Source organism: Nocardia sp. NPDC051750 (genome assembly GCF_044453135.1).
Taxonomy (GTDB): Bacteria; Actinomycetota; Actinomycetes; order Mycobacteriales; family Mycobacteriaceae; genus Nocardia.
This window is the reverse complement of record NZ_JBITCK010000009.1, coordinates 122,644-145,279: the sequence shown is the minus strand read 5'-3', so window position 1 is coordinate 145,279 and position 22,636 is coordinate 122,644. Positions and strand designations below refer to the sequence as shown.

General features: G+C 67.7%; 26 protein-coding genes. 14 read left to right on the top strand and 12 right to left on the bottom strand.

What is annotated here, in order from left to right:
- Positions 1 to 34 precede the first annotated feature (34 nt).
- From ACIA75_RS34145 to ACIA75_RS34130, 4 genes are all read left to right on the top strand, one after another.
- Positions 35 to 1,237 (top strand): 5-(carboxyamino)imidazole ribonucleotide synthase, encoded by a 1,203-nt coding sequence (locus tag ACIA75_RS34145; protein ID WP_397111199.1) that lies wholly within the window; start codon positions 35 to 37, stop codon positions 1,235 to 1,237.
- Positions 1,238 to 1,283: 46 nt separating this feature from the next.
- Positions 1,284 to 1,757, top strand: coding sequence for a 5-(carboxyamino)imidazole ribonucleotide mutase (gene purE / locus ACIA75_RS34140; RefSeq protein ID WP_397111355.1), 474 nt, complete (start codon positions 1,284 to 1,286; stop codon positions 1,755 to 1,757).
- Positions 1,758 to 1,867: 110 nt separating this feature from the next.
- The gene (locus ACIA75_RS34135; protein WP_397111198.1) at positions 1,868 to 2,572 is read left to right on the top strand and encodes a TetR family transcriptional regulator; all 705 of its coding nucleotides are present in this window, start codon (positions 1,868 to 1,870) and stop codon (positions 2,570 to 2,572) included.
- A gap of 115 nt (positions 2,573 to 2,687) precedes the next feature.
- Positions 2,688 to 3,848: an acyl-CoA dehydrogenase gene (locus ACIA75_RS34130; RefSeq protein ID WP_397111197.1), complete on the top strand. Its 1,161-nt coding sequence runs from the start codon at positions 2,688 to 2,690 to the stop codon at positions 3,846 to 3,848.
- Positions 3,849 to 3,919: 71 nt separating this feature from the next.
- On the opposite strand, the gene ACIA75_RS34125 is transcribed toward ACIA75_RS34130, so the two are convergent.
- Positions 3,920 to 4,237 (bottom strand): hypothetical protein, encoded by a 318-nt coding sequence (locus ACIA75_RS34125; protein ID WP_397111196.1) that lies wholly within the window; start codon positions 4,235 to 4,237, stop codon positions 3,920 to 3,922.
- A 975-nt stretch (positions 4,238 to 5,212) separates the two neighbouring features.
- On the opposite strand from ACIA75_RS34125, the gene ACIA75_RS34120 reads away from it, so the two are divergent.
- Both ACIA75_RS34120 and cutA read left to right on the top strand, forming a co-directional pair.
- The gene (locus ACIA75_RS34120; RefSeq protein ID WP_397111195.1) at positions 5,213 to 6,046 is read left to right on the top strand and encodes a sigma factor-like helix-turn-helix DNA-binding protein; all 834 of its coding nucleotides are present in this window, start codon (positions 5,213 to 5,215) and stop codon (positions 6,044 to 6,046) included.
- 72 nt (positions 6,047 to 6,118) lie between these two features.
- Positions 6,119 to 6,445, top strand: coding sequence for a divalent-cation tolerance protein CutA (gene cutA, locus ACIA75_RS34115; protein WP_397111194.1), 327 nt, complete (start codon positions 6,119 to 6,121; stop codon positions 6,443 to 6,445).
- A 78-nt stretch (positions 6,446 to 6,523) separates the two neighbouring features.
- On the opposite strand, the gene ACIA75_RS34110 is transcribed toward cutA, so the two are convergent.
- From ACIA75_RS34110 to ACIA75_RS34100, 3 genes are all read right to left on the bottom strand, one after another.
- Entirely contained in the window at positions 6,524 to 6,811 is a 288-nt protein-coding gene (locus ACIA75_RS34110; RefSeq protein ID WP_397111354.1) for a GNAT family N-acetyltransferase, read from the bottom strand.
- A 73-nt stretch (positions 6,812 to 6,884) separates the two neighbouring features.
- Positions 6,885 to 8,243, bottom strand: coding sequence for an FAD-binding oxidoreductase (locus ACIA75_RS34105; RefSeq protein ID WP_397111193.1), 1,359 nt, complete (start codon positions 8,241 to 8,243; stop codon positions 6,885 to 6,887).
- 122 nt (positions 8,244 to 8,365) lie between these two features.
- Positions 8,366 to 9,349 (bottom strand): NAD(P)/FAD-dependent oxidoreductase, encoded by a 984-nt coding sequence (locus ACIA75_RS34100; RefSeq protein WP_397111192.1) that lies wholly within the window; start codon positions 9,347 to 9,349, stop codon positions 8,366 to 8,368.
- A 255-nt stretch (positions 9,350 to 9,604) separates the two neighbouring features.
- On the opposite strand from ACIA75_RS34100, the gene ACIA75_RS34095 reads away from it, so the two are divergent.
- Positions 9,605 to 10,078, top strand: coding sequence for a GtrA family protein (locus tag ACIA75_RS34095; protein ID WP_397111191.1), 474 nt, complete (start codon positions 9,605 to 9,607; stop codon positions 10,076 to 10,078).
- 59 nt (positions 10,079 to 10,137) lie between these two features.
- Here the strand turns inward: ACIA75_RS34095 and ACIA75_RS34090 are convergent, their stop codons facing one another.
- The gene (locus ACIA75_RS34090) at positions 10,138 to 11,025 is read right to left on the bottom strand and encodes an SDR family NAD(P)-dependent oxidoreductase (RefSeq protein WP_397111190.1); all 888 of its coding nucleotides are present in this window, start codon (positions 11,023 to 11,025) and stop codon (positions 10,138 to 10,140) included.
- 71 nt (positions 11,026 to 11,096) lie between these two features.
- On the opposite strand from ACIA75_RS34090, the gene ACIA75_RS34085 reads away from it, so the two are divergent.
- A complete protein-coding gene (locus ACIA75_RS34085) occupies positions 11,097 to 11,684 on the top strand; it encodes a TetR family transcriptional regulator (RefSeq protein ID WP_397111189.1) in 588 nt (195 codons plus the stop codon).
- Positions 11,685 to 11,718: 34 nt separating this feature from the next.
- On the opposite strand, the gene ACIA75_RS34080 is transcribed toward ACIA75_RS34085, so the two are convergent.
- From ACIA75_RS34080 to ACIA75_RS34070, 3 genes are read right to left on the bottom strand one after another with little or no spacing between them, the layout of a single operon-like run.
- Positions 11,719 to 12,360 carry a Type 1 glutamine amidotransferase-like domain-containing protein gene (locus tag ACIA75_RS34080; RefSeq protein ID WP_397111188.1) on the bottom strand — a complete coding sequence of 214 codons (642 nt, stop codon included), beginning with the start codon at positions 12,358 to 12,360 and terminating at the stop codon, positions 11,719 to 11,721.
- Between the two features lies 1 nt (position 12,361).
- Positions 12,362 to 13,198, bottom strand: a complete 837-nt coding sequence (locus tag ACIA75_RS34075) for a maleylpyruvate isomerase family mycothiol-dependent enzyme (protein ID WP_397111187.1) — start codon at positions 13,196 to 13,198, stop codon at positions 12,362 to 12,364.
- Between the two features lie 49 nt (positions 13,199 to 13,247).
- Positions 13,248 to 13,706, bottom strand: coding sequence for an HIT family protein (locus tag ACIA75_RS34070; RefSeq protein ID WP_397111186.1), 459 nt, complete (start codon positions 13,704 to 13,706; stop codon positions 13,248 to 13,250).
- 278 nt (positions 13,707 to 13,984) lie between these two features.
- Here ACIA75_RS34070 and ACIA75_RS34065 point away from each other — a divergent pair, with 278 nt between their 5' ends.
- The 6 genes from ACIA75_RS34065 (at position 13,985) to ACIA75_RS34040 (ending at position 19,851) form a co-directional block, all read left to right on the top strand.
- Complete coding sequence (locus tag ACIA75_RS34065; RefSeq protein ID WP_397111185.1) at positions 13,985 to 15,118, top strand: Re/Si-specific NAD(P)(+) transhydrogenase subunit alpha; 1,134 nt, start codon at positions 13,985 to 13,987, stop codon at positions 15,116 to 15,118.
- Entirely contained in the window at positions 15,118 to 15,438 is a 321-nt protein-coding gene (locus ACIA75_RS34060) for an NAD(P) transhydrogenase subunit alpha (protein ID WP_397111184.1), read from the top strand. Before ACIA75_RS34065 ends, ACIA75_RS34060 begins: the two co-directional genes overlap by 1 nt.
- A gap of 3 nt (positions 15,439 to 15,441) precedes the next feature.
- Entirely contained in the window at positions 15,442 to 16,860 is a 1,419-nt protein-coding gene (locus ACIA75_RS34055) for an NAD(P)(+) transhydrogenase (Re/Si-specific) subunit beta (RefSeq protein WP_397111183.1), read from the top strand.
- A gap of 182 nt (positions 16,861 to 17,042) precedes the next feature.
- On the top strand, positions 17,043 to 18,182 hold the full coding sequence (locus tag ACIA75_RS34050) for a DUF5925 domain-containing protein (RefSeq protein ID WP_397111182.1): 1,140 nt from the start codon (positions 17,043 to 17,045) through the stop codon (positions 18,180 to 18,182).
- A 93-nt stretch (positions 18,183 to 18,275) separates the two neighbouring features.
- Positions 18,276 to 19,229: a cupin domain-containing protein gene (locus tag ACIA75_RS34045; protein WP_397111181.1), complete on the top strand. Its 954-nt coding sequence runs from the start codon at positions 18,276 to 18,278 to the stop codon at positions 19,227 to 19,229.
- 193 nt (positions 19,230 to 19,422) lie between these two features.
- Positions 19,423 to 19,851, top strand: coding sequence for an acyl-CoA thioesterase (locus tag ACIA75_RS34040; protein ID WP_397111180.1), 429 nt, complete (start codon positions 19,423 to 19,425; stop codon positions 19,849 to 19,851).
- Here the strand turns inward: ACIA75_RS34040 and ACIA75_RS34035 are convergent.
- The 4 genes from ACIA75_RS34035 to ACIA75_RS34020 form a co-directional block, all read right to left on the bottom strand.
- Entirely contained in the window at positions 19,835 to 20,125 is a 291-nt protein-coding gene (locus tag ACIA75_RS34035) for a helicase associated domain-containing protein (protein ID WP_397111179.1), read from the bottom strand. The genes ACIA75_RS34040 and ACIA75_RS34035 overlap by 17 nt on opposite strands.
- Positions 20,126 to 20,149: 24 nt before the next feature.
- Positions 20,150 to 20,590 (bottom strand): helicase associated domain-containing protein, encoded by a 441-nt coding sequence (locus ACIA75_RS34030; RefSeq protein WP_397111178.1) that lies wholly within the window; start codon positions 20,588 to 20,590, stop codon positions 20,150 to 20,152.
- Positions 20,591 to 20,690: 100 nt separating this feature from the next.
- Complete coding sequence (locus ACIA75_RS34025; protein WP_397111177.1) at positions 20,691 to 21,464, bottom strand: ESX secretion-associated protein EspG; 774 nt, start codon at positions 21,462 to 21,464, stop codon at positions 20,691 to 20,693.
- Positions 21,464 to 22,624 (bottom strand): WXG100 family type VII secretion target, encoded by a 1,161-nt coding sequence (locus ACIA75_RS34020; RefSeq protein WP_397111176.1) that lies wholly within the window; start codon positions 22,622 to 22,624, stop codon positions 21,464 to 21,466. The genes ACIA75_RS34025 and ACIA75_RS34020 overlap by 1 nt, the downstream gene beginning before the upstream one ends.
- Between the last annotated feature and the right edge of the window lie 12 nt (positions 22,625 to 22,636).

Here is a 22,636-nt window from a genome sequence, read left to right as displayed (position 1 = left end):
ACCGTTCGCGCAGGACGTGACAGTATTGACCGACGTGAACGCTCGTAGATTCGATTCCGCGGCGATGCCGACCGTCACCATGGTCGGCGGCGGCCAGCTGGCCCGGATGACGCATCAGGCGGCCATCGCGCTGGGGCAGCGGCTCCGGGTACTGGCCGAACGGCCCGACGATCCCGCCGCGCAGGTCAGCCCCGATGTCGTACTGGGCAGCCATACCGATCTGGACGCCTTGCGCCGCGCCGCCACCGGTGCGCACGCGCTGACCTTCGACCACGAGCACGTCCCGACCGAGCATCTGGAGAAGCTGGTCGCCGAGGGGGTCAGCGTGCTCCCGCCGCCGCAGGCGCTGCGCTATGCGCAGGACAAACTGGCGATGCGCACCGAACTGTCCGCGCGCGGCCTGCCGGTTCCGGCGTTCGCCGTGGTCGAAGCCGAGGCCGACGCGGTGCGGTTCGGCACCGAACACGGCTGGCCGATCGTGCTGAAAGCGATTCGCGGCGGCTACGACGGGCGCGGTGTGTGGATGCCCGCCGACGCCGAGGAGGCCGCGAAGATCGCCGCCGAGCAGCTCGGCGCCGGGGTGAAACTGCTGGCCGAGGTCCGGGTCCCGTTGAAACGGGAACTGTCGGCGATGGTGGCCCGCTCGCCCTACGGTCAGGCGGCGACCTGGCCGGTGGTGGAAACCGTGCAGCGGCACGGTCAGTGCGCCGTGGTGATCGCGCCGGCACCGGACCTGTCCGAGGAACTGGCCGCCGAGGCCGAGGAACTCGCGCTGCGACTGGCCCGCGATCTCGGAGTGGTCGGGGCGATGGCTGTCGAACTGTTCGAGACATACGACGGGGAACTGCTGATCAACGAGCTGGCCATGCGCCCGCACAATTCCGGGCACTGGGGGATGGACGGTGCGCGCACCGGACAGTTCGAACAGCATCTGCGCGCGGTGCTCGACTACCCGCTCGGCGATACCGGCCCGCTGGCCCCGGTGACGGTGATGGCGAATATCCTCGGTGCGCCCGAGGCGCCCGCGATGTCGATGGACGAGCGGTTGCACCATCTGTTCGCCCGGATGCCGGATGCCAAAGTGCACCTGTACGGCAAGGGTGAACGCAAGGACCGCAAGATCGGGCATGTGAACGTGCTGGGCGACGAGGTGGCCGTGGTGCGGGAACGCGCCGAGCGTGCGGCGCACTGGATGTCGCACGGGGTATGGACCGACGGATGGGATCCGCATGAGTGACGTGGTGGCAGGCAGTATTCCGGGTTCCCCCGCGGTCGGGCTGATCATGGGCAGTGATTCCGACTGGCCGACCATGGAGGCCGCCGCCGAGGCGCTGGCGGAGTTCGGGATCCGGTTCGAGGTCGGCGTGGTGTCCGCGCACCGCACGCCGCAGCGCATGCTCGACTACGCCCGGGACGCCGCCGGCCGGGGCCTGAGGGTCCTCATCGCGGGTGCCGGTGGCGCCGCCCATCTTCCCGGCATGGTCGCCTCCGCGACCCCGCTGCCCGTGATAGGTGTCCCGGTGCCGCTGAAATACCTCGACGGTATGGACTCGCTGTTGTCGATCGTCCAGATGCCGGCCGGGGTGCCGGTGGCCACCGTCTCCATCGGCGGCGCCCGCAATGCGGGCCTGCTCGCCGCGCGGATTCTCGGCGCCTCCGACCCCACCCTGCGCGAGCGGATGGAACAGTTCCAGGCCGCCCTGGAGACCATGGTGCTGGAGAAGGACGAGGCCCTACGCAACCGCTTGCTGGGGTAGCCCAGCGCTGCGGGCCGGGCTCGGGTCACGACCGAGCCGGTGCCCGGGGGCGCCTCGCCCGTGATCGATGACGCTGACGACCTGCGCCCGCGGCTCGATACGGTGACGCTATGGACAACGAGGAAACCGTGCGCCGGCCCGGCGGGGCCGAACTGGTCCGATTCCGGCTGGGCGTGGTGGACGAGGCCCTGCGCTTGTTCGCGGATCAGGGTTACGAGGCGACGTCGGTGGACGAGATCGCCGAGGCGGCCGGTATCTCGCGGCGTACCTTCTTCCGGCAGTTCCGGTCCAAGGAGGACGTGATCTTCGCCGATCACGAGGCCCAGCTGGCTGCCGCCCAGGAGTATCTGCAGCAGGCGCAGATCGATCCGTGGGAGGCCGTCTGCGAGGCGGTGGTGCAGGTTTTCGAGCGGTTCACGCGCTGGCGCGATATCGCCGAGCGGCGCTACCACGTGGTGCGCCGGGTGCCGGCCCTGCGCGACCGCGAGATCGTGACCGTGTTCCGGTACGAGCGCTTGTTCACCGATTACCTGCGCGAGCGGCTGCCCGATTCCTCGGATCTGTCGCGGGTGCAGTTCACGGCCGCGGTGACCGCCACCCACAACTATCTGTTGCGCCGGATGGTCCGCGGCGAGTCGGCGGCCGGGCCCGCCGATCTGCGCGCCGAATTGAGCACCATTCCGCGTGGCGACCGTCGTTCGGCCGGTAATGACGAACTGGTGCTCGCGGTGTTCCGGCGTGATTTACCCGCCCGGCATATCGCGGAACTGCTGCATCAGCGTCTCGGTGATTTGGCGGAGCCCGCCACCGACTGACACTGAGTGCCATAACGTACTGCGGATGGCGTGCTTTACAGGCGGTATAGTGGGAAGGGATCTGACACCGAGTGCCGATCAGTGGCACCACACCGGCAAACAGGAGTGAACCCCAATGGCGGGAAACCCGGATTTCGATCTGTTCAAGCTCGAGGATTTCCACGACGAGCTGCGTTCGGCCATCCGCGCCCTGTGCGAGAAGGAGATCGCTCCGCACGCCAAGGATGTGGACGAGCACGCGCGCTTCCCCGAGGAGGCGCTGGCGGCACTCAATGCCGCGGGGTTCAACGCCGTGCACGTCCCGGAGGCCTACGGGGGCCAGGGCGCCGACTCCGTCGCTACCTGCATCGTCATCGAGGAAGTCGCCCGGGTCTGCGGTTCCTCCTCGCTCATCCCGGCCGTCAACAAGCTCGGCACCATGGGCATGATCCTCAACGGCTCCGAGGAGCTCAAGCAGAAGGTGCTGCCCGATATCGTCAACGGTGAGATGGCCTCCTACGCGCTGTCCGAGCGGGAGGCCGGTTCCGACGCCGCCGGTATGCGCACCCGCGCCCGGCAGGAGGGCGACGATTGGATCCTCAACGGGTCCAAATGCTGGATAACCAACGGCGGCAAGTCTTCCTGGTACACCGTGATGGCCGTGACCGACCCCGACAAGGGGGCCAACGGGATCTCCGCGTTCCTGGTGCACAAGGACGACGAAGGCTTCGTGGTCGGCCCGCTCGAACACAAACTGGGCATCAAGGGTTCCCCCACCGCCGAACTCTATTTCGAGAACTGCCGCATCCCGGGCGACCGGATCGTGGGCGAACCGGGCACCGGTTTCAAAACCGCCCTGCAGACCCTCGACCACACCCGCCCCACCATCGGCGCCCAGGCCGTGGGCCTCGCGCAGGGTGCCCTGGACGCGGCCCTGGCCTACACCAAGGACCGTAAACAGTTCGGCACGGCGATCGCCGACTTCCAGAACACCCAGTTCATGCTCGCCGATATGGCGATGAAGATCGAGGCCGCGCGACTCATGGTCTACACCTCCGCCGCCCGCGCCGAACGTGGCGAGAAGAACCTGGGCTTCATCTCGGCCGCTGCCAAATGCTTCGCCTCGGATGTGGCGATGGAGGTCACCACGAACGCGGTCCAGCTGTTCGGCGGCGCGGGCTATACCACCGACTTCCCGGTGGAGCGGATGATGCGCGACGCCAAGATCACCCAGATCTACGAGGGCACCAACCAGATCCAGCGGGTGGTCATGTCCCGCGCCCTACTCAAGGGGTAATCCGCTGAATAACGGCGTCCGGCCGGCAGCCCGGGGACAACCCTGGAGGCTGCCGGCCGGCAGTCGGATGGTCAGACGCAGGCGCGGTTGAGTTGGTCCGTCGCGGGTGTCAGATCGGTGACATTGTCATCGACCAGGGCGTGGGCGTAGCCGGTGATCGCATCCTTTTCCGCGCCGGCGGTCAGTTCGGCCACACCCAGCAGCCGGTCGGACAAAGCTTGCGAGGTGGCGGCGTCCATGGTGCCGCCGCTCGTGTCGATCGCGATATTGATCAGCTCGATGGCTTTGGCGCAGCTGGGGGACATCGCCTGCGCGGTCGCGGCGGGCGCGACCTGCAGGGCGGCGGCCGCTGCCGCGGTCAGCAGAGCAGCGGAGAAGAGCTTGAACATGATGTCCTCGAGTATCTTTCGATCCGAAGGTCTGCGCCTCGTCTGAGCGGACCTCTCGATCGGATACGGTACCGGGCGCCTTCCGGTACCGGTATGTGCTCGATGCGCCAGATCTCGCCACCGGAGGTGGTCGTGTCCAGGTCCGCGCACCACCGGCCGCCGCGACGGTCGCGGCGGCCGATCCGACGGCGAATCGGTTGCGGTTGTGGACCGGTCTGCCGTAGCAGTCGATGCGCTTGGCGCCGGCCGTAATCTCGTTCAAATACCTCTGTCGGAGACCGGATTCGGGACAAACAGTGGTGGTGCCATGCCCACCGGGGCGATTCTGGTGCCGGACCACGGGCATCGGGTGCGGCTGTCGCGCGGGTGATCGCAGACATGGTGGTCGTGGACGGCGACGTGGGGTCCGGGGCACAAGCCGGGGCAGGAGATGGAAACCACCGGGCCGGTGAGGTTCTTGCGGATGAAGATGCGGAGGTGCCGCAGTTTGATCCAGGGGCCCCGCCCACAGGCGCAGCGGGGGTGGCCGGTGACTTTGGTTCCCACCCAGGGGCATTCACCGGGCACGTTCCTCCAGTGCTCGGCGATCCTTCCATCCGCGAGGGTTGTGCCGTGGAGACAGTGGTCGGTTTCCGGGCAGACGAATCGGTCGGGAACGGTTGTCGTGCACAGCATTCCACGGAGGATCCACGGCTCGGCCCGGCAGTGGCAGGCCGGTTCCGGAAGTGGTTGTCCGCCAGTGCCGGCGGGGGGTTGGGATGGCAAGCGGGGACGATCATGGTTCATTGGGTGACCTCGTATGTTCATGGATTCGTCGGTCCCGCACATGGCGAATCGGCGTGCGGGGATCATGCCGTGATTTATGCTTCCTAAACCGGTAGGCCGGAGGGTGCTCGCGAGTCATTTAGGGGAGGTAAACCGAAACGGTACGTGAACCGGCCGATGTGGTCAAGCGGGTATCTCTAGACTCAGGGCGTGGGTGGCACAAGCGAGTTCGACCAGGTTCGATCCGAACCCGACCCGGTGCGGCGTGGGCAGCGGGCAACCGAACTGATGACGCTCTACCAGCAGCGGGCCGCCGAACTGGCGCGGCTCCGTAAGGAGGCGATCGAGGAAGCTCACCGTAACGGACTGAGCTACACCGAAATCGCTGAGCTACTCGGCATCACCAAGGGCCGGATCAGCCAGATCAAATCGGGTGCGCCGCCGGCCGAGCGTGCCTTCTTCGGAATCGGGCCGGTCGCGGTCGGGGTTCCCCGGCGGAATGCGGCGGAGAATGGCGGGGAAGGTCCCGCCGTCGAGCACGACGACGAAGCGGCCCACAAGCTCATCGAGAAAATTCTGGCCCGCCTGTCTATCGCCTCCTCACGGTTCGAGATAGACCCCGCCGCGGAGGAAGTACCCCCCGGGGACGCGGTGCTGATCTGCGATCCCGACTCGGCTCCGGTGGCACAGCAACTGATGGCCGGCGACGATGCGCTGAGCCTCGAAAAGATCGACGGTGAATGGTGTCTCGTCGACAAGGTCACCGGCCGCCGGTACACATCATCCGGTGATGCCGGCACCGCCGGTAGAACCGACATCGGATTCCTCGGCCGCCGAGAGGAGGACGGTCGCGTCATCGTGCAGATCGCGGGTCTGACGAGTGCCGCCTCGCACGGTGTCGCACAGTGGCTGGACAGCAACCTACCCTGGCTCTACGAGCCGTCGGCGCGATCCACCAGCGCGGTCATCGAATGCGATATCGATGCCGATCGGACCATTTCCGACAGCCGGGCTGTGGCGGGGCCGTTCACGAAGCGGGTGTAACTCCTCCTTCGGTCCCAGGGCTCCGCTGTGCTGGCCGGGCGGGACCCGTCGCGCTGGTGGATCATGGACGCCGTGAGCGATAGCGATCTTGTGGACGTGACCATCAGCGGGCCCGATGAAGAATGGCTGGCGGAGTTCACCCGCGGGCTGGTGACCGACCGGTTGGCGGCGTGCGGGAACATCCATCCGGAGGTCCGGTCCATCTACCGGTGGGAGGGCGATGTGGAGGATGCGTCGGAAGCCGTGGTGGTGCTGCACACCCGGGCGTCGCATGTCGCCGCGATTATCGAGCGTGCCAATTCCGAGCACCCCGATGAAGTGCCGCAGGTCGTCGCGGTGCCGGTGGTCGGCGTGAACCCCGCGTACGGGGAGTGGATCCGGGCCGAGACGGCGAGCTGATCGCGCCGCATTCTGCCTCCGGATGCCCGCCCGGGACCGCCGGCCGGCGCCCGGGATCTACCAGCCGACGGGTACTGCTCAGCGGTGGACCAGGTCGGCGTATTCCGGGTGTTTGCCGATGTACTCGTCCACATACCAGCAGGTGGCGACCACGGAATAGCCCGCCGTCCGGCTCTCGTCGAGCGCGTACTTCACCACCTGCCCCGCGACCCCGCGTCCCCGGAATTCCGGGAAGGTGATCGTGTGGTGGAAATTGCGGACCTTCGGGCTCTCGGTTTCCGCGTAATCGGCATAGCCCGCCAATGCGTCGTCGAGATAGATCTCGAAGCGGGTATCGGCGGCGTTGTGTCGGAGTTCGGTGGTCACCTCAGGTGGAACGGTCACCCGCACGGAGTTTGTTCCGGGGGCCGGCGATCGAGTTACGGCCGCGGGATCCCGTTCAGAGGATCGCACCGGGGTTGAGGATGCCGTGCGGGTCGAGGGCGTCCTTGATCCGGCGGGTCAGCGCCATGACATCGGGTCCGAGCTGTTGGGGCAGCCAGTCCTTCTTCAGCCGCCCGACCCCGTGCTCACCGGTGATGGTGCCGCCGAGCGCGATGGCCAGGTCCATGATCTCGCCGAACGCGCGATGGGCGCGTGCGGTTTCGTCCGGGTCGCCGGGGTCGTGCACGATCAACGGGTGGGTGTTGCCGTCGCCGGCGTGCGCGATCACCGAGACGGTCACGGCGTTGCGGCGAGCGATCTCGGCGACCCCGGTGACGAGGTCGCCGAGCCGGGGCAGCGGCACCCCGACGTCTTCGAGCAGTAGCGTGCCGATCCGTTCGACCGCCGGGATCGCGAAGCGGCGGGCCGCGGTGAAGGCTTCGCCCTCCTCGGCGTCGGCGGTTTCGAAGACCTCGGTCGCACCTGCGGCCCGGCACGCTTCGAGCATGACCCGGGCCTCGTGGGCGGCGTGATCCCCGGGAGCGTCGGACCGTGCGACCAGCAGCGCGGCGGCGGTCCGGTCCAGTCCCATCCGCATTTCGTCCTCCACCGCGTTGATCGCGACGGAATCCATGAACTCCAGCATGGCGGGCCGCAGGGCGCCGGTGATGGTGAGGATGGCCTCGGTGGCCGCGGTGAGCGTGCCGAACGAGGCAACGACGGTGTGCTGTGCGGGTTGCGCGGGCAGCAGCCGCAGGGTGAGTTCGGTGATCACGCCGAGCGTGCCTTCACTGCCGACGAACATCTTGGTCAGCGACAACCCGGCCGAATCCTTCAACTGCGTGCCGCCCAGCCGCACCACGGTGCCGTCGGCCAGCACGACTTCCATACCGAGGATGTAGTCGGTGGTCACGCCGTATTTCACACAGCACAGTCCGCCCGCGTTGGTGGCGGCGTTACCGCCGATGGAACAGATCTCGAAGGACGAAGGGTCCGGCGGATACCACAGTCCGTGCTCCGCCGCCGCCCTCTTCACCTCGGCATTGAGGAGCCCGGGCTGGACCACGGCGGTCCGGGTGACCGGGTCGATCCGGATATCGCGCATCCGCTCCGTGCTCAGCACGATCCCGCCGTCCAGCGCGGTCGCCCCACCGGACAGTCCGGAGCCGGCGCCGCGCGGCACCACCGGAACCCGGTGCTCATCGGCCCACAGCAGGGTTTCCCGCACATCCGCGGTGCCGGTGGCCCGGACCACGGCGGCCGGTGTGCCGGCGCCGGGATCCAGGGCCCGGTCCTGCCGGTATCCGGCGACGATATCGGGGTCGGAGATCACGGCGCCGGCGGGCAGCCGGTCGGTCAATGCGCGCAGGTCCACGCTGCCAACGGTAGCTCCCGGGCCCGGGTTGTCGTGCCGCACCTGCGAGGCTTCCGATGCGGTAACAGCGGGGTCCTGGCACGCCTACCCGAATCCGACCCGGGCTCACCGGCTTTCGCGCTTTATACCCCGGGTGTCACCGAAGCGCGGGCGGCTACGGCGGCGCGGATTTCCTCTTCGACCAGGTCCGCATTGATCTGTGCCCCGGCCATCGCGCCTGCCGCCGCGGCGGCGCCCACCTGAGCGGTGAGTTCGGTGACATTGCCCGCCGCCCATACTCCGGGCACCTCGGTGCGGCCGGTGGCGTCGGCCGGGATGTAGCGGCCGACGCCGGCCGGATGTTCGATCGCCGGGAGACCGAGATCGTCCAGGAAACCGGCCCGGGCGACCATGCGCGTCCCGACGGCGACGACCTCCCGGGCGACCACCGTGCCGTCGGCGAGGCGCAGTCCGGTGATCCCGCCGGTGCCCGTCTCGACCGCGGTGACCTTTCCGGTCACCACCCGGACGCCGCGCGCTGCCAGCCGCTCGGACTCTTCGGCGGTCGGTTCGGGACCTTCGTGCGTGAAGAACACGACATCGTCGCTGAGCTGGCGGAACAACTGGACCTGATGCATCGACATCGGACCGGTCCCCAGGACGCCGATCGCCCGGTCACGGACCTCCCAGCCGTGGCAGTACGGGCAGTGCACGACATCGTGACCCCACCGTTCGCGCAAACCGTCGATATCCGGGAGTTCGTCGGTCAATCCGGTGGTGACCAGCAGTCGCCGGGCGCGGACGGTGCGTCCGTCGGCCAGACCGATCGTGAAACCGTCCGCCGCGCGCGCGGCCTCGGTGATCTCCCCGGACACCACGCGCCCGCCGTAGCTGCGTACTTCCTCCCGTCCGCGCTCGAGCAGTTCCGCGGGTGGCATCCCGTCGCGGGCCAGCAGTCCGTGCACCCCATCGGCAGGGGCGTTGCGGGGTGCGCCCGCGTCGATCACTACGACGGTTCTCCGGGAGCGCGCCAGCATCAGGGCTCCGTTCAGTCCGGCCGCGCCGCCGCCGGCCACCACCACGTCGTACTCGTTCTCCAGCTGGTCGTTCTCCAGTTGTCCGGTCACATCGACCACCTCCTCGGTGCCGACTATCCAGAACCCTGACCATATCGGCAAGCAAAATTGCCGGAATGGCAACAATCGCCTCGGTGGAGCCGGGCGCTGGGACTCGAATCCCGATCCGCTGTCCCGTAGTCGGCTGCCTTCGGGGGTCTGTCGCGGGTGACCGGCGCACCCCGGGGGAGTCTCGCAAAGGGGCCGTGATCTCGTGGTTTGCCCGGTGCTCACCTCCTCGTCACCTGCCCCTGCCACCCTGGCCGCGTGCAGGAGCTGGCGACGAACGCTGAAACGTGGGCGAGCCGGTTCGCCCGGTGGTGCGAGGCGGTGGTCGCGCGGCTGCCCTGGGGTCTGGACCGGATAGTCCCCCCGACTTTTCTCGGCTTCGCGCTGATCAACAGTTTCACTTTCGGTATCGACCTGCTGATCCTCACCGCTATGCGCAGCGGGCTGGGCTTGGCGGGCTGGTTGTCGGTGACGGTCGGCTATGTATGCGCCTTCGCGCTGGCGTTCTATCTCAACCGCACCTTGAACTTCCGATCCCACGCACCGGCCGGGCGGCAGGCGGTGATCTACACCGTTGTGGTGGTGATCAACTATCTGGCGTTCATCCTGGGCGTGGGGGCAGGTCTCGCGGCGCTGGGCGTGCAATACCACCTGTCCCGGCTGCTGGCCGGGGCGTGCGAGGCCGTGTACATGTATTCCGCCATGCGCTGGATCGTGTTCCGCCGCCGCTGATCCCGGCCCGCTGCTCGGCCGCGGGGGAAGCCCGCGGCGGGCGGAAGCGAGACGGTCCGCTACTGCGTGGCCCGGTGCTCGCACAGCTTCTCGCAGAGATCCCAGATGGTGCTCCGGGTGGTTTCGTCGAGGACGGCCTTCGGCCACGGAGTGGCGGCGGCCTTGCTGTTGAAGTAGACCCCGTGGCTCGTGCGGTCCTCGGGGCAGGATGCGAGATGGACGCTGGACCGCGTGGCGGCGACCACCGCGCGGTGGCCGTAGAGGACCGGCATCGCCAGGCGCAGTAGCGGCACGATCGGGCGGGCGAGCGGCGGGTAGGCGCTCGTCGTGAGGTTTCTGTTCATCGAGGTGTAGGCGTGGCCGGGATAGGCGACATTCAGCGTGATTCCGCTGCCCGCGACCCGCTGGGAGAAGGTGTAGCTCATCGCCATCTGGGCCAGTTTGGTCTGGTTGTAGAACGAGAGCCCGACATACGACTTCTCGCCCTGTAGGTTGTCGAGGTCGATTCGCCCCCGCGGGACGCCGCCGGTGATGTTGACGACCCGGGCCGCGTCCGCGGCTTTCAACGCGGGGAGCAGCCGATGTGTCAGGCTGAACGGCGCGACGACATTGACCGCGAACGTGGTTTCGATCCCGTCCTCGGTCAGTTCGCGGTGGGTTCGAGTCGCTCCCGCATTGTTGATCAGAACGTCGAGCCGGCCGATTCGCGCGGTGATCTGTTCGGCGAGGCGGCCCACGTCGCGAAGCCGTGACAGGTCGGCGGTGATCGCGTCGACGTTCGGGTTCCCGCTGGTTCGGCGTAGTTCCGCCACGGCCGCCTCGGCGCGATCCGCGTCGCGTCCGACGAGGGTCACGCGGGCGCCGAGCGTGGCCAGCCGTCGCGCCGTTTCCTTGCCGATGCCGCCGGTGCTCCCGGTTACCAGCACGGTCTTTCCTTTGATGGTCATTGCTGCCGCCTCTCTAAACTGTCACTTGGTGACAGTTTAGTCATAAGGTGCTGAAAAGTAGACTCCAGTGCATGGCGGAAGGACTACGTGAACGAACTCGGCGGGCGGTGCGCGCCGAACTCACCGAGGTGGCCATCGGGCTTTTCGCGCGCCAAGGCTTCGAGGCGACGACCGTCGAGGAGATCGCGCGCGCGGCGGGGATGACCAAACGCAGCTTCTTCCGCTACTTCCCCACGAAAGAAGAGGCTGTTTTCGGCGGCATCGACCTCACGGGTGAGCAGGTGATCGCCGACCTCGCGGCTCGGCCCGCCGGCGAAGATCCTTGGGACTCACTCCATTTCGTCCTACGGAACTGGCAGGACGAGATCCATGCGAGCGAGCAGATGCTGGCGGTTCTGCGCCTCGTCGAAGTGACCCCCGCACTGGGCGGGCGACTGCATCAGCGGCGGGCCGAATGGCGGCAGCGAGTGAGCGACGCGGTGCGGCAACTGCCGGGTGCGGAGATCGACTCGTTCACCGCGGACCTGCTCACGAACACGGCCGTAGCCGTACTCGATGCCGTATCCGGTGAATGGCTACGGTCCGGTGGGACCGCGGACCGCGCGGCACTGCTCGACCGTGGGTTCGCACTCGCCCGGGTACGCGAATCCAGCGGCTGACCGCGGTCGTCCGGCAGGAGCGCCGGTTATCGAATCATCCGGTGTAGACGTGGGTTTCGTTTCCGTCGTGGATGACAGCGTCGTTATCGGTGAGTGCCCAGTGGGGGATGCCGGCGGCGCGGAAGCGGGCGGCGAGGGCGTTACCGGTGCCCTCGGGGTCGGTGGGTGAATCGAGATGCGGGACTATCGGGCGGTCGATCAACCCGAGTCCCTCCCAGATCGGGGCGATACCGCAGGTCGGCGGTACCTCAGCCGGATCGTCGGAGGTTTCCAGGCCGTGCAGATCGGGGCTCAGCACGCACGCGCCGGCGCTGTATCCCGCGTAGACCAGCGAGTCCGCGGCCAGTAGTTCCGGGACGGCCCGGTCCGCGCCACTGCGGGCGAACTGGGCGCGCAGGACGAAGGTGTTGCCTCCGCGTACCCATATCGCTGGGAAACGAGCCAGCTTCCGGGCCAAATCAGTTCCCCGCCCGTAGTATTCGCGCAGGTCGACCTCTTCGGGGCGGAATCCGAGCGTGCGCAGCGGCACCAATTCACTGGTGAGCGCGGCGGCGCGGGCCTGTGGCCAGGAGTCGCAGGCGTTGGCGATCACCGCGATCGGGCCCGGTTCGCCGGCGAGTGCGGCGAATTTGTCGTAGTGGGCGCCGAATCGGTAGCTCGACAGGAAAAGTCGCATATCAGATGGTGAACGCCAGGTTCCGGACTATCTGCCGGCCCAGCTCCGTGTCACCACGGATATCGATCCGGTCCAGCACCGTCTCGGGGTCCACCCGGCCGCCGCCGAGCCGGACCAGCAGGCCGGAATCCAACGCCACTGTGACGGTGGCGTCCCCGCCGGGCGTCTCCACATAGCGGGCGCGATCACCGACCTCGATATGCAGTGTCCGCGCGAGCGGGCCGGTCAGCTCGAAAGTGATCAGCGATCCCGCCGGGGCCTTCCCGCGTTTCGCGACGACCCGCGGCAGCGACTGCGCGAATTCCGCGAAGCCCCCCGCGCCGCGGGCGCCTCCCTCGTCGACCTGTTTCCCCAGGGCGTCCGCGATATCGAGTTCGTGCATCCAGCAGTCGAACAGCCGTACTCGCATGAACCGCGCGTAGGGCACCTCACCGACCGGCGACTGGGCGGGAGCCAGCCAGGCATGATCGTCCATGGCCGACAGCGCTTTCCGGCGCCGGTCGATCACCTCGTGATACATCCGCAGCAGGTCCGCGCCGGACCGGGACCGCAGCCGCTGCAACCAGATCTCGTTCATCACCCCGATGTCGTTGCGCACATGCGGCAGGGTCTTGACGTCGATATCGGGTGTCTGCGGGTCGCGGGCCGGCGGCTTATCGCCGAGCAGGAGCGATTCGGTGGCGACGACATGGCCGATCACATCGAAAACCGTCCATCCCGGCAGCGGAGAGGGAGCCCGCCATCGGTCCTCGTCGAGTCCGGTGACCAGATCGGCGAGGGCATCGAACTGGTCGGACAGCAGTGCGACGAGTTCGGGACGGCTGGGGAGATCGTGCATGGGTGGTGCCTTTCGTGGGCTGGTCGGAATCGGGCGTGAACCGTTCCTATCAGCCGGGATCGGTATCGGTGTCGGCGGTCGGCGTATCGAGCGCGGCGAGACCGGCGCGCAGCGCGGCCGCGACCTGCTCCGGTTCGTGCGACCGGCGCAGCACCAGTCCGGAGGCGACACGGAATTTGTCCCCGTGTTTGCGGGGGAGTACGTGCAGGTGCACGTGGCCGACGGTCTGGAAAGCCGCTTTGCCGTCGTTGATCAGCAGGTTCGCGCCGTCGGCGGCGAATGCCGGGCCCTGTGCCGCCAGCGCGATCCGGTGACCGATCCGGAACAGTCCGGCCCCGGCCTCGGCGTCGAGTTCGGACAGGTCTGTCGCGTGGTGTTTGGGGATCACCAGGGTGTGCCCCCGGGTGATCGGCCGGATATCGAGGAACGCGCAGACGGCGCCGTCCTCGTAGACCCGGTGGGCCGGCGCGGCACCGGCCACGATCCGGCAGAAAACGCATTCGCTCACCTCGTGACTATATTGCCCAAGAGTCAGCGGGGGGGTGAACGAGTCGAAGGAATTGGCAAACTTTTCAAACTCGCACGCGCGGTCGCTCGGATATCCCCGCTGATCTGCATTTACCGATGCGAAGGTGACAGGCCCTGCCCGGTCGGTGTGACGGGCATCTCAGCTAATCTCACTCGGGCCGATGTACGGTGGCGAGGATTTCGGGCGGGTGTGTTCACGGACACCCCGCCCGCCGCCGTCATCGGCGGCCGAGCACCGTAGGAGAGGGAAACAGACAAGTGGAGACAACGCAGACCGTGAGCGATTCGTCGCCGCGCGGGGCGCGTGTCGGTGTCGTTCGCGAAACCGCCGCGGGCGAGCGGCGGGTCGCCCTGGTACCGAAGATCATTCCTGCCCTGGTGAAACAGGGTGTGGAGGTCGTGGTCGAAGCCGGAGCCGGACTGGGCGCGCTCATTCCCGATACCGCCTACGAGGAGGTCGGCGCGACCATCGGTGACGCCTGGTCCGCCGATGTGGTCGTCAAGGTCGCGCCGCCGACCGATGCCGAGGTCGCGAAACTGGCCGCGGACCAGACCCTCATCGGATTCCTCGCGCCGCGCAACGCCGACAACCAGATCGACGCGCTGAAGAAAGCAAAGGTTCAGGCGTTCGCGGTGGAGGCGATCCCGCGGATCTCGCGGGCCCAGGTGATGGACGCGCTGTCCTCCCAGGCGAATGTGTCCGGATACAAGGCAGTGCTGCTGGCGGCGTCGGAATCGACCCGCTTCTTCCCCATGCTCACCACCGCCGCCGGCACCGTGAAACCGGCAACGGTACTGGTGCTCGGTGTCGGGGTGGCGGGACTGCAGGCGCTGGCCACCGCCAAGCGGCTGGGTGGCCGGACCACCGGTTACGACGTGCGGCCCGAGGTCGCCGATCAGGTGCGTTCGGTGGGCGCCCAGTGGCTCGACCTGGGCATCGATGCCGCCGGCGAGGGTGGGTACGCCCGCGAACTCACCGACGAGGAGAAGGCGAAACAGCAGCAGGCGCTGGAAGACGCCATCAAGAGTTTCGACGTGGTGATCACGACCGCCCTGGTACCGGGCCGTCCGGCGCCGCGCCTGGTGACCGCCGCCGCGGTCGAGGGGATGAAACCGGGCAGCGTGATCGTGGACCTGGCCGGCGAGACCGGCGGCAACTGCGAACTCACCGAACCCGGCGAAACCGTGGTGAAGCACGAGGTGACGATCTGCTCGCCGCTGAATCTGCCCGCCACCATGCCCGAGCACGCCAGCGAACTGTACTCGAAGAATATCTCCGCGCTGCTGGAGCTCATGCTGGCCGAGGGCGCGCTGAAACCGGATTTCTCCGATCAGGTGCTGGCCGATTCCTGCGTCACCCGTGACGCCGAACCGACAACGAAGGCCGAGTGATGTACAGCGAGCTGTTGGCGAATATCGCGATCCTGGTGCTGTCCGGATTCGTGGGTTTCGCGGTGATCTCCAAGGTCCCCAATACCCTGCACACCCCGCTGATGTCGGGTACCAACGCCATTCACGGCATCGTCGTACTGGGCGCGCTGGTCACCCTGGGCCGGATGGAGGACCCCTCGATCGGGGTGCAGATCATTCTGTTCGTGGCCGTGGTGTTCGGAACGCTGAACGTGATCGGCGGTTTCGTGGTGACCGACCGGATGCTGGGCATGTTCAAAGGCAAGAAGCCCACCGCGGGTGCCGAGAAGGCAGGTAAGTGACCCATGGACAATCTGGTCGATATCCTCTACATCCTGTCCTTCGCCCTCTTCATCTACGGCCTGATGGGGCTGACCGGCCCGAAGACCGCGGTCCGGGGTAACTGGATCGCGGCCGCCGGTATGGCGATCGCGGTGGTCGCCACCTTGATCGCGGTGCGGGATACCAGCAACTGGATCATCATCGTCGCCGGTCTCGTGGTCGGTGTGCTCCTGGGTGTGCCGCCCGCGCGCTACACCAAGATGACCGCGATGCCGCAGCTGGTGGCGGCGTTCAACGGCGTCGGCGGTGGCACGGTCGCGTTGATCGCCTGGGCCGAATTCATCGACACCACCGGCTTCTCGGTGTTCCATCACGGTGAAGAGCCGACGGTGCACATCATCGTCGGATCGCTGTTCGCCGCGATCATCGGTTCCATCTCGTTCTGGGGTTCGCTCATCGCGTTCGGCAAGCTGCAGGAGATCCTGCCCGGCCGTCCGATCGGGCTCGGGAAACTGCAGCAGGTGGTGAACCTGCTGCTGCTGATCGTCGCGGTGGTGGCGGCGGTCGTGATCGGTCTCGGTGCGGCCGACGGCGGCGTATCGCAGTGGTGGATGATCCTGCTGCTGCTGGCAGCGGGTGTGCTGGGCCTGATGGTGGTGCTGCCGATCGGCGGCGCGGATATGCCGGTGGTCATCTCCCTGCTGAACGCGCTCACCGGGCTCTCGGCCGCTGCGGCCGGGCTAGCGCTGAACAACACGGCCATGATCGTCGCCGGCATGATCGTCGGCGCCTCGGGCACCATCCTCACCAACCTGATGGCCAAGGCGATGAACCGTTCGATCCCGGCGATCGTCGCGGGCGGATTCGGTGGTGGCGGCGCGGTCGCCGCGTCCGGTGACGGCGAACAGAAGCAGGCGAAGGCCACCTCCGCCGCCGACGCCGCGATCCAGATGGCCTACGCCAACCAGGTCATCGTGGTGCCCGGATACGGTATGGCCGTCGCCCAGGCGCAGCACGCGGTGAAGGAAATGGCCGGACTGCTGGAGGCCAAGGGGGTGGAGGTCAAATATGCCATCCACCCGGTGGCCGGCCGGATGCCCGGACATATGAACGTGCTGCTCGCCGAGGCCGAGGTGTCGTATGACGCCATGAAGGAAATGGACGATATCAACGGCGAATTCGGCCGCACCGATGTCGCCCTGGTGATCGGCGCCAACGATGTCACCAACCCGGCCGCCCGCGAGGATTCCGCCAGCCCGATCTACGGGATGCCGGTCCTCAATGTCGACCAGGCGAAATCGGTGATCGTGCTGAAGCGTTCGATGAACAGCGGTTTCGCCGGTATCGACAACCCGCTCTTCTACGCCGACCACACGGCCATGCTGTTCGGTGACGCGAAGAAATCGGTGGGTGCGGTGACCGAGGAACTCAAAGCGCTGTAACCACGCGGAATACTGTGCGGCCCCGGAGTGGGTTCGGTGCGATACCGAGCCCGCCCGGGGCCGTTCTCCTGTTACCGTCGGCGCATGGCGGACGCAAAGCTATCGGTCGAGCTGTCCCTGCGCACCTGACCTCCGGAAAACCGGTGGACGCTGCCGTACCGCCGGGCAGATCATTGGCGGCGATGCCCGAACGCAACGAACCACTTCGCCTGATCGACTTCGACTCGACCGCCGCCGACCCGGCCGACTCCCTGCCGTGGTCGGCCGCCCTCGACTCCTATTCCACGCCCCGCGACCTGCTCGACATGCTGACCCTCAGCCTGTTCGGCCGCGGCGTGCAACCGTACTACCGGAAGCAACAACTGGACCGGGTGCGGGCGGACGCGCCACTGCGGCCACCGGGCTCGCAGATCGCGCGGTCGGTGATCGAATCCGATGCGCAGTCGATCCTCGTCCTCGGGGACGGGTGGACCCTGCGCTCCGATCGGTGGGCCGACAAATCGGCCACACTGGAGGTGGTCGCCGTCAGCGACGAGCTGGCCGAACGGATCATCGGGGAGTCGGCCCGTGATGCCGAGGTGGCAACCGATACCGACCGGTCCTCGGTCAAAATGGGTTTCTGGCACCAGGGCGACCGCGGGCCGGTCCGCCGCGCCCTCCCCGTCACCACGCCCGAGTGGCCCGAGATCCGGGGTAACTACAGCGCGCCCGTAGCGGGCGCGCTGGACCGGCTGATGGCCCTGGGGCCGAAGGATATCCGCGGCCGGCTCCTGCTACTCCACGGCCCGCCCGGGACGGGCAAGACCACTGCCCTGCGGTCGCTGGCCCGAACCTGGTCGCCGTGGTGCCAGGCCGATTGCGTACTCGACCCGGAGCAGCTGTTCGCCAAGCCGGGATATCTGATGCGGGCGGCCATGGGCGCCGAAGGCGAGGACGACGAATCGGACCGCTGGCGGCTGCTGATCCTGGAGGACTGCGACGAACTGATCCACGCCGAAGCCAAATCTTCCTCGGGGCAGGGGCTTTCCCGCCTGCTCAACCTCACCGACGGAATGTTGGGCCAAGGCCGTGACGTACTGGTCGCGATCAGCACCAACGAGGATCTGTCCCGCTTGCATCCGGCCGTCACCCGGCCTGGCCGCTGCCTGGCGCAGGTGGAGATCGGCAAGCTGACCCCGGCCGAGGCGCGGTCCTGGCTGGGCGATACCCCCGCGGATATTCCCGCTGCGGGTGCCACGCTCGCCGAACTGGTCGCACTGCGGGACCGTGCCGAGAGCATCGCGGTCCGCACGGAATACGCCGACGGCGGAATGTACCTGTAGCGAGCTCCGGTCCGGCCGTTCTTCTCCGCCTGGACGTCTCCCTGCGCACGAGTTGGTAGCCCACCGGGCTCGCACGCGATTAGGGTTGGCAGGGTGGACGCATTGGCGGCACTGCTGGAGGGCCCGCGGGCGCGGGGCGCCTTCGTGCTGCGTTCGGTACTCAGCCCACCGTGGTCCCTGCGTATTCAGGACGAATCGCCGTTGACCCTCGTGGCGATGGTCCGGGGCTCGGCGTGGGTGCTCACCACCGGCGGCGAGCAGCGCCGGATCGCGGCCGGCGATGTCGCCGTGTTCCGGGGCCCGCGGCCCTATACCGTCGCCGACGACCCCGGGACCGAACCGCAGATTCTCATCAACCCGGGTCAGGTCACCACCACCATGGACGGTGAAGTGCTCTGCGAGACGATGAGTCTGGGAGTGCGGCAATGGGGTAATGACCCGGACGGGGAAACGGTGATGGTCACCGGATCCTACGAATACGCGGGTGCGGTGAGCCGGCGATTACTGCGTGCTCTCCCAGTGATGCTCGTCGTTCCGCGAGGCCGCTCCGATGATCGGCTACTGGACCTGCTGACGGACGAAACCGTCAAAGAACTCCCAGCCCAGGGCGTAGTCCTGGACCGGCTGCTGGACCTCCTGCTCATCGCCACCCTGCGCACCTGGTTCTCCGGTGCAGAAGCCCCACCCTGGTACCACGCCTACGGCGACCCACTGGTCGGCAAGGCCCTCCGGTTGTTGCAGCACAACCCCGCCCACGCCTGGACCGTGGCGGCGCTGGCACAGGAGGTCGGCGCATCACGCGCGGCGCTGGCCCGCCGGTTCACCGAGCTGGTCGGCGAACCACCCATGGCCTTCCTCACCGAATGGCGCCTCGACCTGGCCGCCGACCTGCTCCAGGGCACCGAGGACACGGTGGAAGCGATCGCCCGCAAGGTCGGGTACGGCAGCGCGTTCGCGCTGAGTACGGCATTCAAACGGCACTTCGGGGTGAGTCCACGCGAACACCGGTCAGCCGGCGTGGTGACAGAGGTGCCCTCGGCAGGCTGATCTCGGCGTCGGCGCCGGGCGGAACGCCCACAGTTTCCCGAAGAATTCTCCGAGTAGGTGATACGGCGATGCGTAGATCTGTCCGTGCTCGTCCATGACAAAAATCGCGCGGCCCCCCTGCGGGGTCCACAAGGTGCCGCGGCGCCGGTAGCGGGCCGGGCCGGTAGCGGGCCGGGCCGGTAGTGTCGGCCGGGTGACGAAGCAGTATCCGGTGCTCTGGCCGGTGCCCACCCGGTGGGCCGATAACGACCACTACGGGCACGTGAACAACGTGACCTACTACGCGTACTTCGATACCGCGGTCAACGCGTGGCTGATCGATGCGACCGGAACCGATATCCGTGAGCTGCCCGCCATCGGGATCGTCGCGGAGACCTCCTGCCGCTTCCAAGCCTCGCTGAGTTTCCCCGACCAGCTGCAGGTGGGGCTGCGGATTGCCCGGCTCGGGCGGTCCAGCATCACCTACGACCTGGCGATCTTCCGGGAGGCCGGCGAGGATCTGGAGCTGGCCGCCACCGGTACCTTCGTGCACGTTTATGTGGACGAGACGACACGGAAGCCGGTCGAGATTCCCGCCGTCATTCGCACCGCGGCCCAGACGCTGGTCACCGGCGACGAGTAACCGGCCGGCTCGCCGCAGGTCTCGTGTACAGAGACGACTGGCGACGCGGATCTCCCCGTGCGCACGCGGGCGATCTCACCCATACTCCGGGGTATGTCGGACTATGACGAGTTCGGGTTGCGCGGTGGGCGTCGCGGCAGCGGCGCAGCCAGTCGCCGAGCCAGGTTCCGCCGGCGGTCCGGTACTGCGAGGGCACATTGCCGTGTCCGTGCTCGGCACGGAACGTCGCGAGTTCGGCTAGGTTCGACAGCCACCTGGCGAGCTCGGTATCCAATTCGACGCCGAGTTCGGTCAGCTGTTATGCGCGCCGCGGATCCAGCGTCCCGTTGCGGTGGGCCACGCGGCAGTGCGATAACCAGCCGCCCAGCCGCAAACCGTCCTCGGTGACATAGCGCTGTGGAACCTCCGGATGCCCGTACCGATCGCGGAATGCAGCCAGCGCCGCTATTCGTTGTTCCCACTGCTCCGCTGAGCGTGCGGACTGGGTCCGCTGCCGCGCGGCACGCCCCTGAATTCGCACGTCGACACCGACCGCGGCCAGCATCGCCACCTCGTCGCCGCTGAGTTTGCCTTCCCGGAAATCCCTGCGACGCGCGGAAATCCAGCTACCCAGCCACCGGCCATCCCTCGTCCGGCAGGTCACCGGGATATCGGTGTGCCCGTGCTCGGTGCGGTACTCCTCCACCGCGGATAACCAGTCGGTCCACCATTGCGGATCCCGGCGCGCTGCCCCATTCACTCGTCAACCCCACCGGTACTCGCGGATCTCGGACCACTGGATATCGATTGCGCCCGGCTGTGGCGGCCTCCGGATAGCGGAGCGATTTCGTCGCCGCTGCTCACCAGGCGGGTTCGGATTCGCGGATCCGGGTGTGCGCGGCCTCGGCCCAGGCGGCGAAGCGGGTGGTGAGGTCGTCGCGGGTGGTGGGGCGGACCGTGACGTGGTTGCCCCGGGTTTCGGTGTAGCGACCGTCGGCGGTGACGTCGAACCAGCGGACCGTGCGGAACGGGTCGGGGCGGGTGTAGATAGGGCCGAGGTAGAGGCGGGCGATGCCGTAGCCGTCGCCGCGGCGGCCGAGTAGGCGCTCGTATTGTTCCCGGGGGCTGCGAGCGGCGGTGGTGCGGCCGTTGGCGTTGTGGCCGGTTTCGAGGTCTTGCGGGTGGAAGGTGGCGGCGGGTTCGCGGCCGGGCCGGCAGTCCGGGATGCTGCGGACCAGGTGTGCGGGTAGCGAATCCGGGGCCAGCAGGTGGAGGCTGATATCGCCGTATTCGTCGGCGCGGCCGCCCTGGAAGGCGATGACCGAGCGCTGGTGGTCGGCGGTGGCGAGGACGCGGTATTCCTTGATGTCCTCGGGACCGGAGCTGCTTCGATGTTTGTTGGTGCAGCCGAGGATTTCGATGCGCAGCCGGGAATTCGACAGGATGTGCAGGGCTAGCGCGATTGCCTCGCGTTCGTCGCGGTCGTAGCCGGCGCGGACCTCGTCGCGGAAGCGGGCGAAATCGTCTTCTTGGCGGAACCGGCTCAGATATTTCAGCGGTGGCGGGAAGCGATCGTTGGCGTCGCTGTACCAGAGTGCCGCGAAGGTTTCCGGGTCCATCGTCCACGTGGCCATCAGCGGCTGTCCTCCGGTTCCGGATTCGTGCCGATCAGACCGCCCGGCAGGGTTCTCGGCATCTCACCGAGGAGTTCCTCGGTGTTCTCCATATTCACCAGGTAGTCCGGGGTCTTGCGTTCGGCGTCCTCGTCCTGCTGCCCACCACGTCCGGCGGCGCCCATCGGCATACCACCCATACCCATACCGCGGGGTGCGCCGGCCGCCGTGGTGCCGGGGGCGGTGGCCGCGGCGGCCGGCGCCGCACCGCCGGGCGTGCCGGGGACGGTGCGGCCGGGGCCTGGGTTCTCCGGCGTGCCCGGGCCGGGGGCGCCCGCCGGAGAGCCAGGGCTGGGCACCCCGGCGGGGGTGGTGGCCGCCGGCGCGGTGGGCGCCGGGGTTCCGGTATCGGACGGTTCGGTACCGGTGGGCGCCTCCGTCTGCTCGGAGGTCCAGGGAGATTCCTGATCGGTATCGTCCTCGGTCCCGGTGTCCTCCGGGGCCGGTTCTTCGCTTCCGGGTTCCTCGGGGTCGGTCGAGCCGGGGCCGTTGGGGTCTCCGGTTCCGTTGTCGGTACCCGAATCGGTCTCATTGCCCGGGCCGACGGGTTTACCGGTGGTGGGTTCGTCGATATCCAGCGGGGAGGTCGGGTTCACCGGCGTGCTCAGGACGGGCACCTTCGGATCGACGGTGCCGACGAACGGGAGGACGTATTTGTTCGTCATGATCGCCTGGGCGTCCTCCTGCGCCTGCTCGATCCTGGGGTCGCTGTTGGTGCCCACGATCGGCCACGAATCGATATGGAGCGGGTGTTTTTCCTCGAGCGGTTTCGGGAGTTCGTGTTTGGTGGTCTCCACCGACGATGCGCTCTCGGTGACCCGGTTGGCGAGATCGAGGAGTTCGGTTTCGAGGAAGGCCGCCTGACCGACGTAGCGACGGATGGAGTCGATGAAGGCATCGGCGGCCTCACCCTCCCAGGCTGCGGCCACCGATTTCTTGATACTGGTCGAGAACACCTCGAGTCCGGCGACCCAATCCCAGGACAACTGCCGGTAGCTGTCGGCGAGCTTCTGCGCTTCGGCGGGCAGGGTGGATTGGAAGGCAGCATAGATATCGGCGTGGATCATGCTCCGTGGTCGTTCGCCGCCCCCGGGGATACGCGGTGATTCGTAGTCGGCCAAAGTTTCTTCCCC

Coding starts and splice junctions, on each gene's coding strand:
- purE (WP_397111355.1), top strand. CDS start 1,284: ATGGGCAGTGATTCCGACTGGCCGACCATGGAGGCCGCCGCCGAGGCG.
- ACIA75_RS34135 (WP_397111198.1), top strand. CDS start 1,868: ATGGACAACGAGGAAACCGTGCGCCGGCCCGGCGGGGCCGAACTGGTC.
- ACIA75_RS34130 (WP_397111197.1), top strand. CDS start 2,688: ATGGCGGGAAACCCGGATTTCGATCTGTTCAAGCTCGAGGATTTCCAC.
- ACIA75_RS34125 (WP_397111196.1), bottom strand. CDS start 4,237: ATGTTCAAGCTCTTCTCCGCTGCTCTGCTGACCGCGGCAGCGGCCGCC.
- ACIA75_RS34090 (WP_397111190.1), bottom strand. CDS start 11,025: ATGACCATCAAAGGAAAGACCGTGCTGGTAACCGGGAGCACCGGCGGC.
- ACIA75_RS34085 (WP_397111189.1), top strand. CDS start 11,097: ATGGCGGAAGGACTACGTGAACGAACTCGGCGGGCGGTGCGCGCCGAA.
- ACIA75_RS34080 (WP_397111188.1), bottom strand. CDS start 12,360: ATGCGACTTTTCCTGTCGAGCTACCGATTCGGCGCCCACTACGACAAA.
- ACIA75_RS34075 (WP_397111187.1), bottom strand. CDS start 13,198: ATGCACGATCTCCCCAGCCGTCCCGAACTCGTCGCACTGCTGTCCGAC.
- ACIA75_RS34060 (WP_397111184.1), top strand. CDS start 15,118: ATGTACAGCGAGCTGTTGGCGAATATCGCGATCCTGGTGCTGTCCGGA.
- ACIA75_RS34055 (WP_397111183.1), top strand. CDS start 15,442: ATGGACAATCTGGTCGATATCCTCTACATCCTGTCCTTCGCCCTCTTC.
- ACIA75_RS34050 (WP_397111182.1), top strand. CDS start 17,043: ATGCCCGAACGCAACGAACCACTTCGCCTGATCGACTTCGACTCGACC.
- ACIA75_RS34025 (WP_397111177.1), bottom strand. CDS start 21,464: ATGGCCACGTGGACGATGGACCCGGAAACCTTCGCGGCACTCTGGTAC.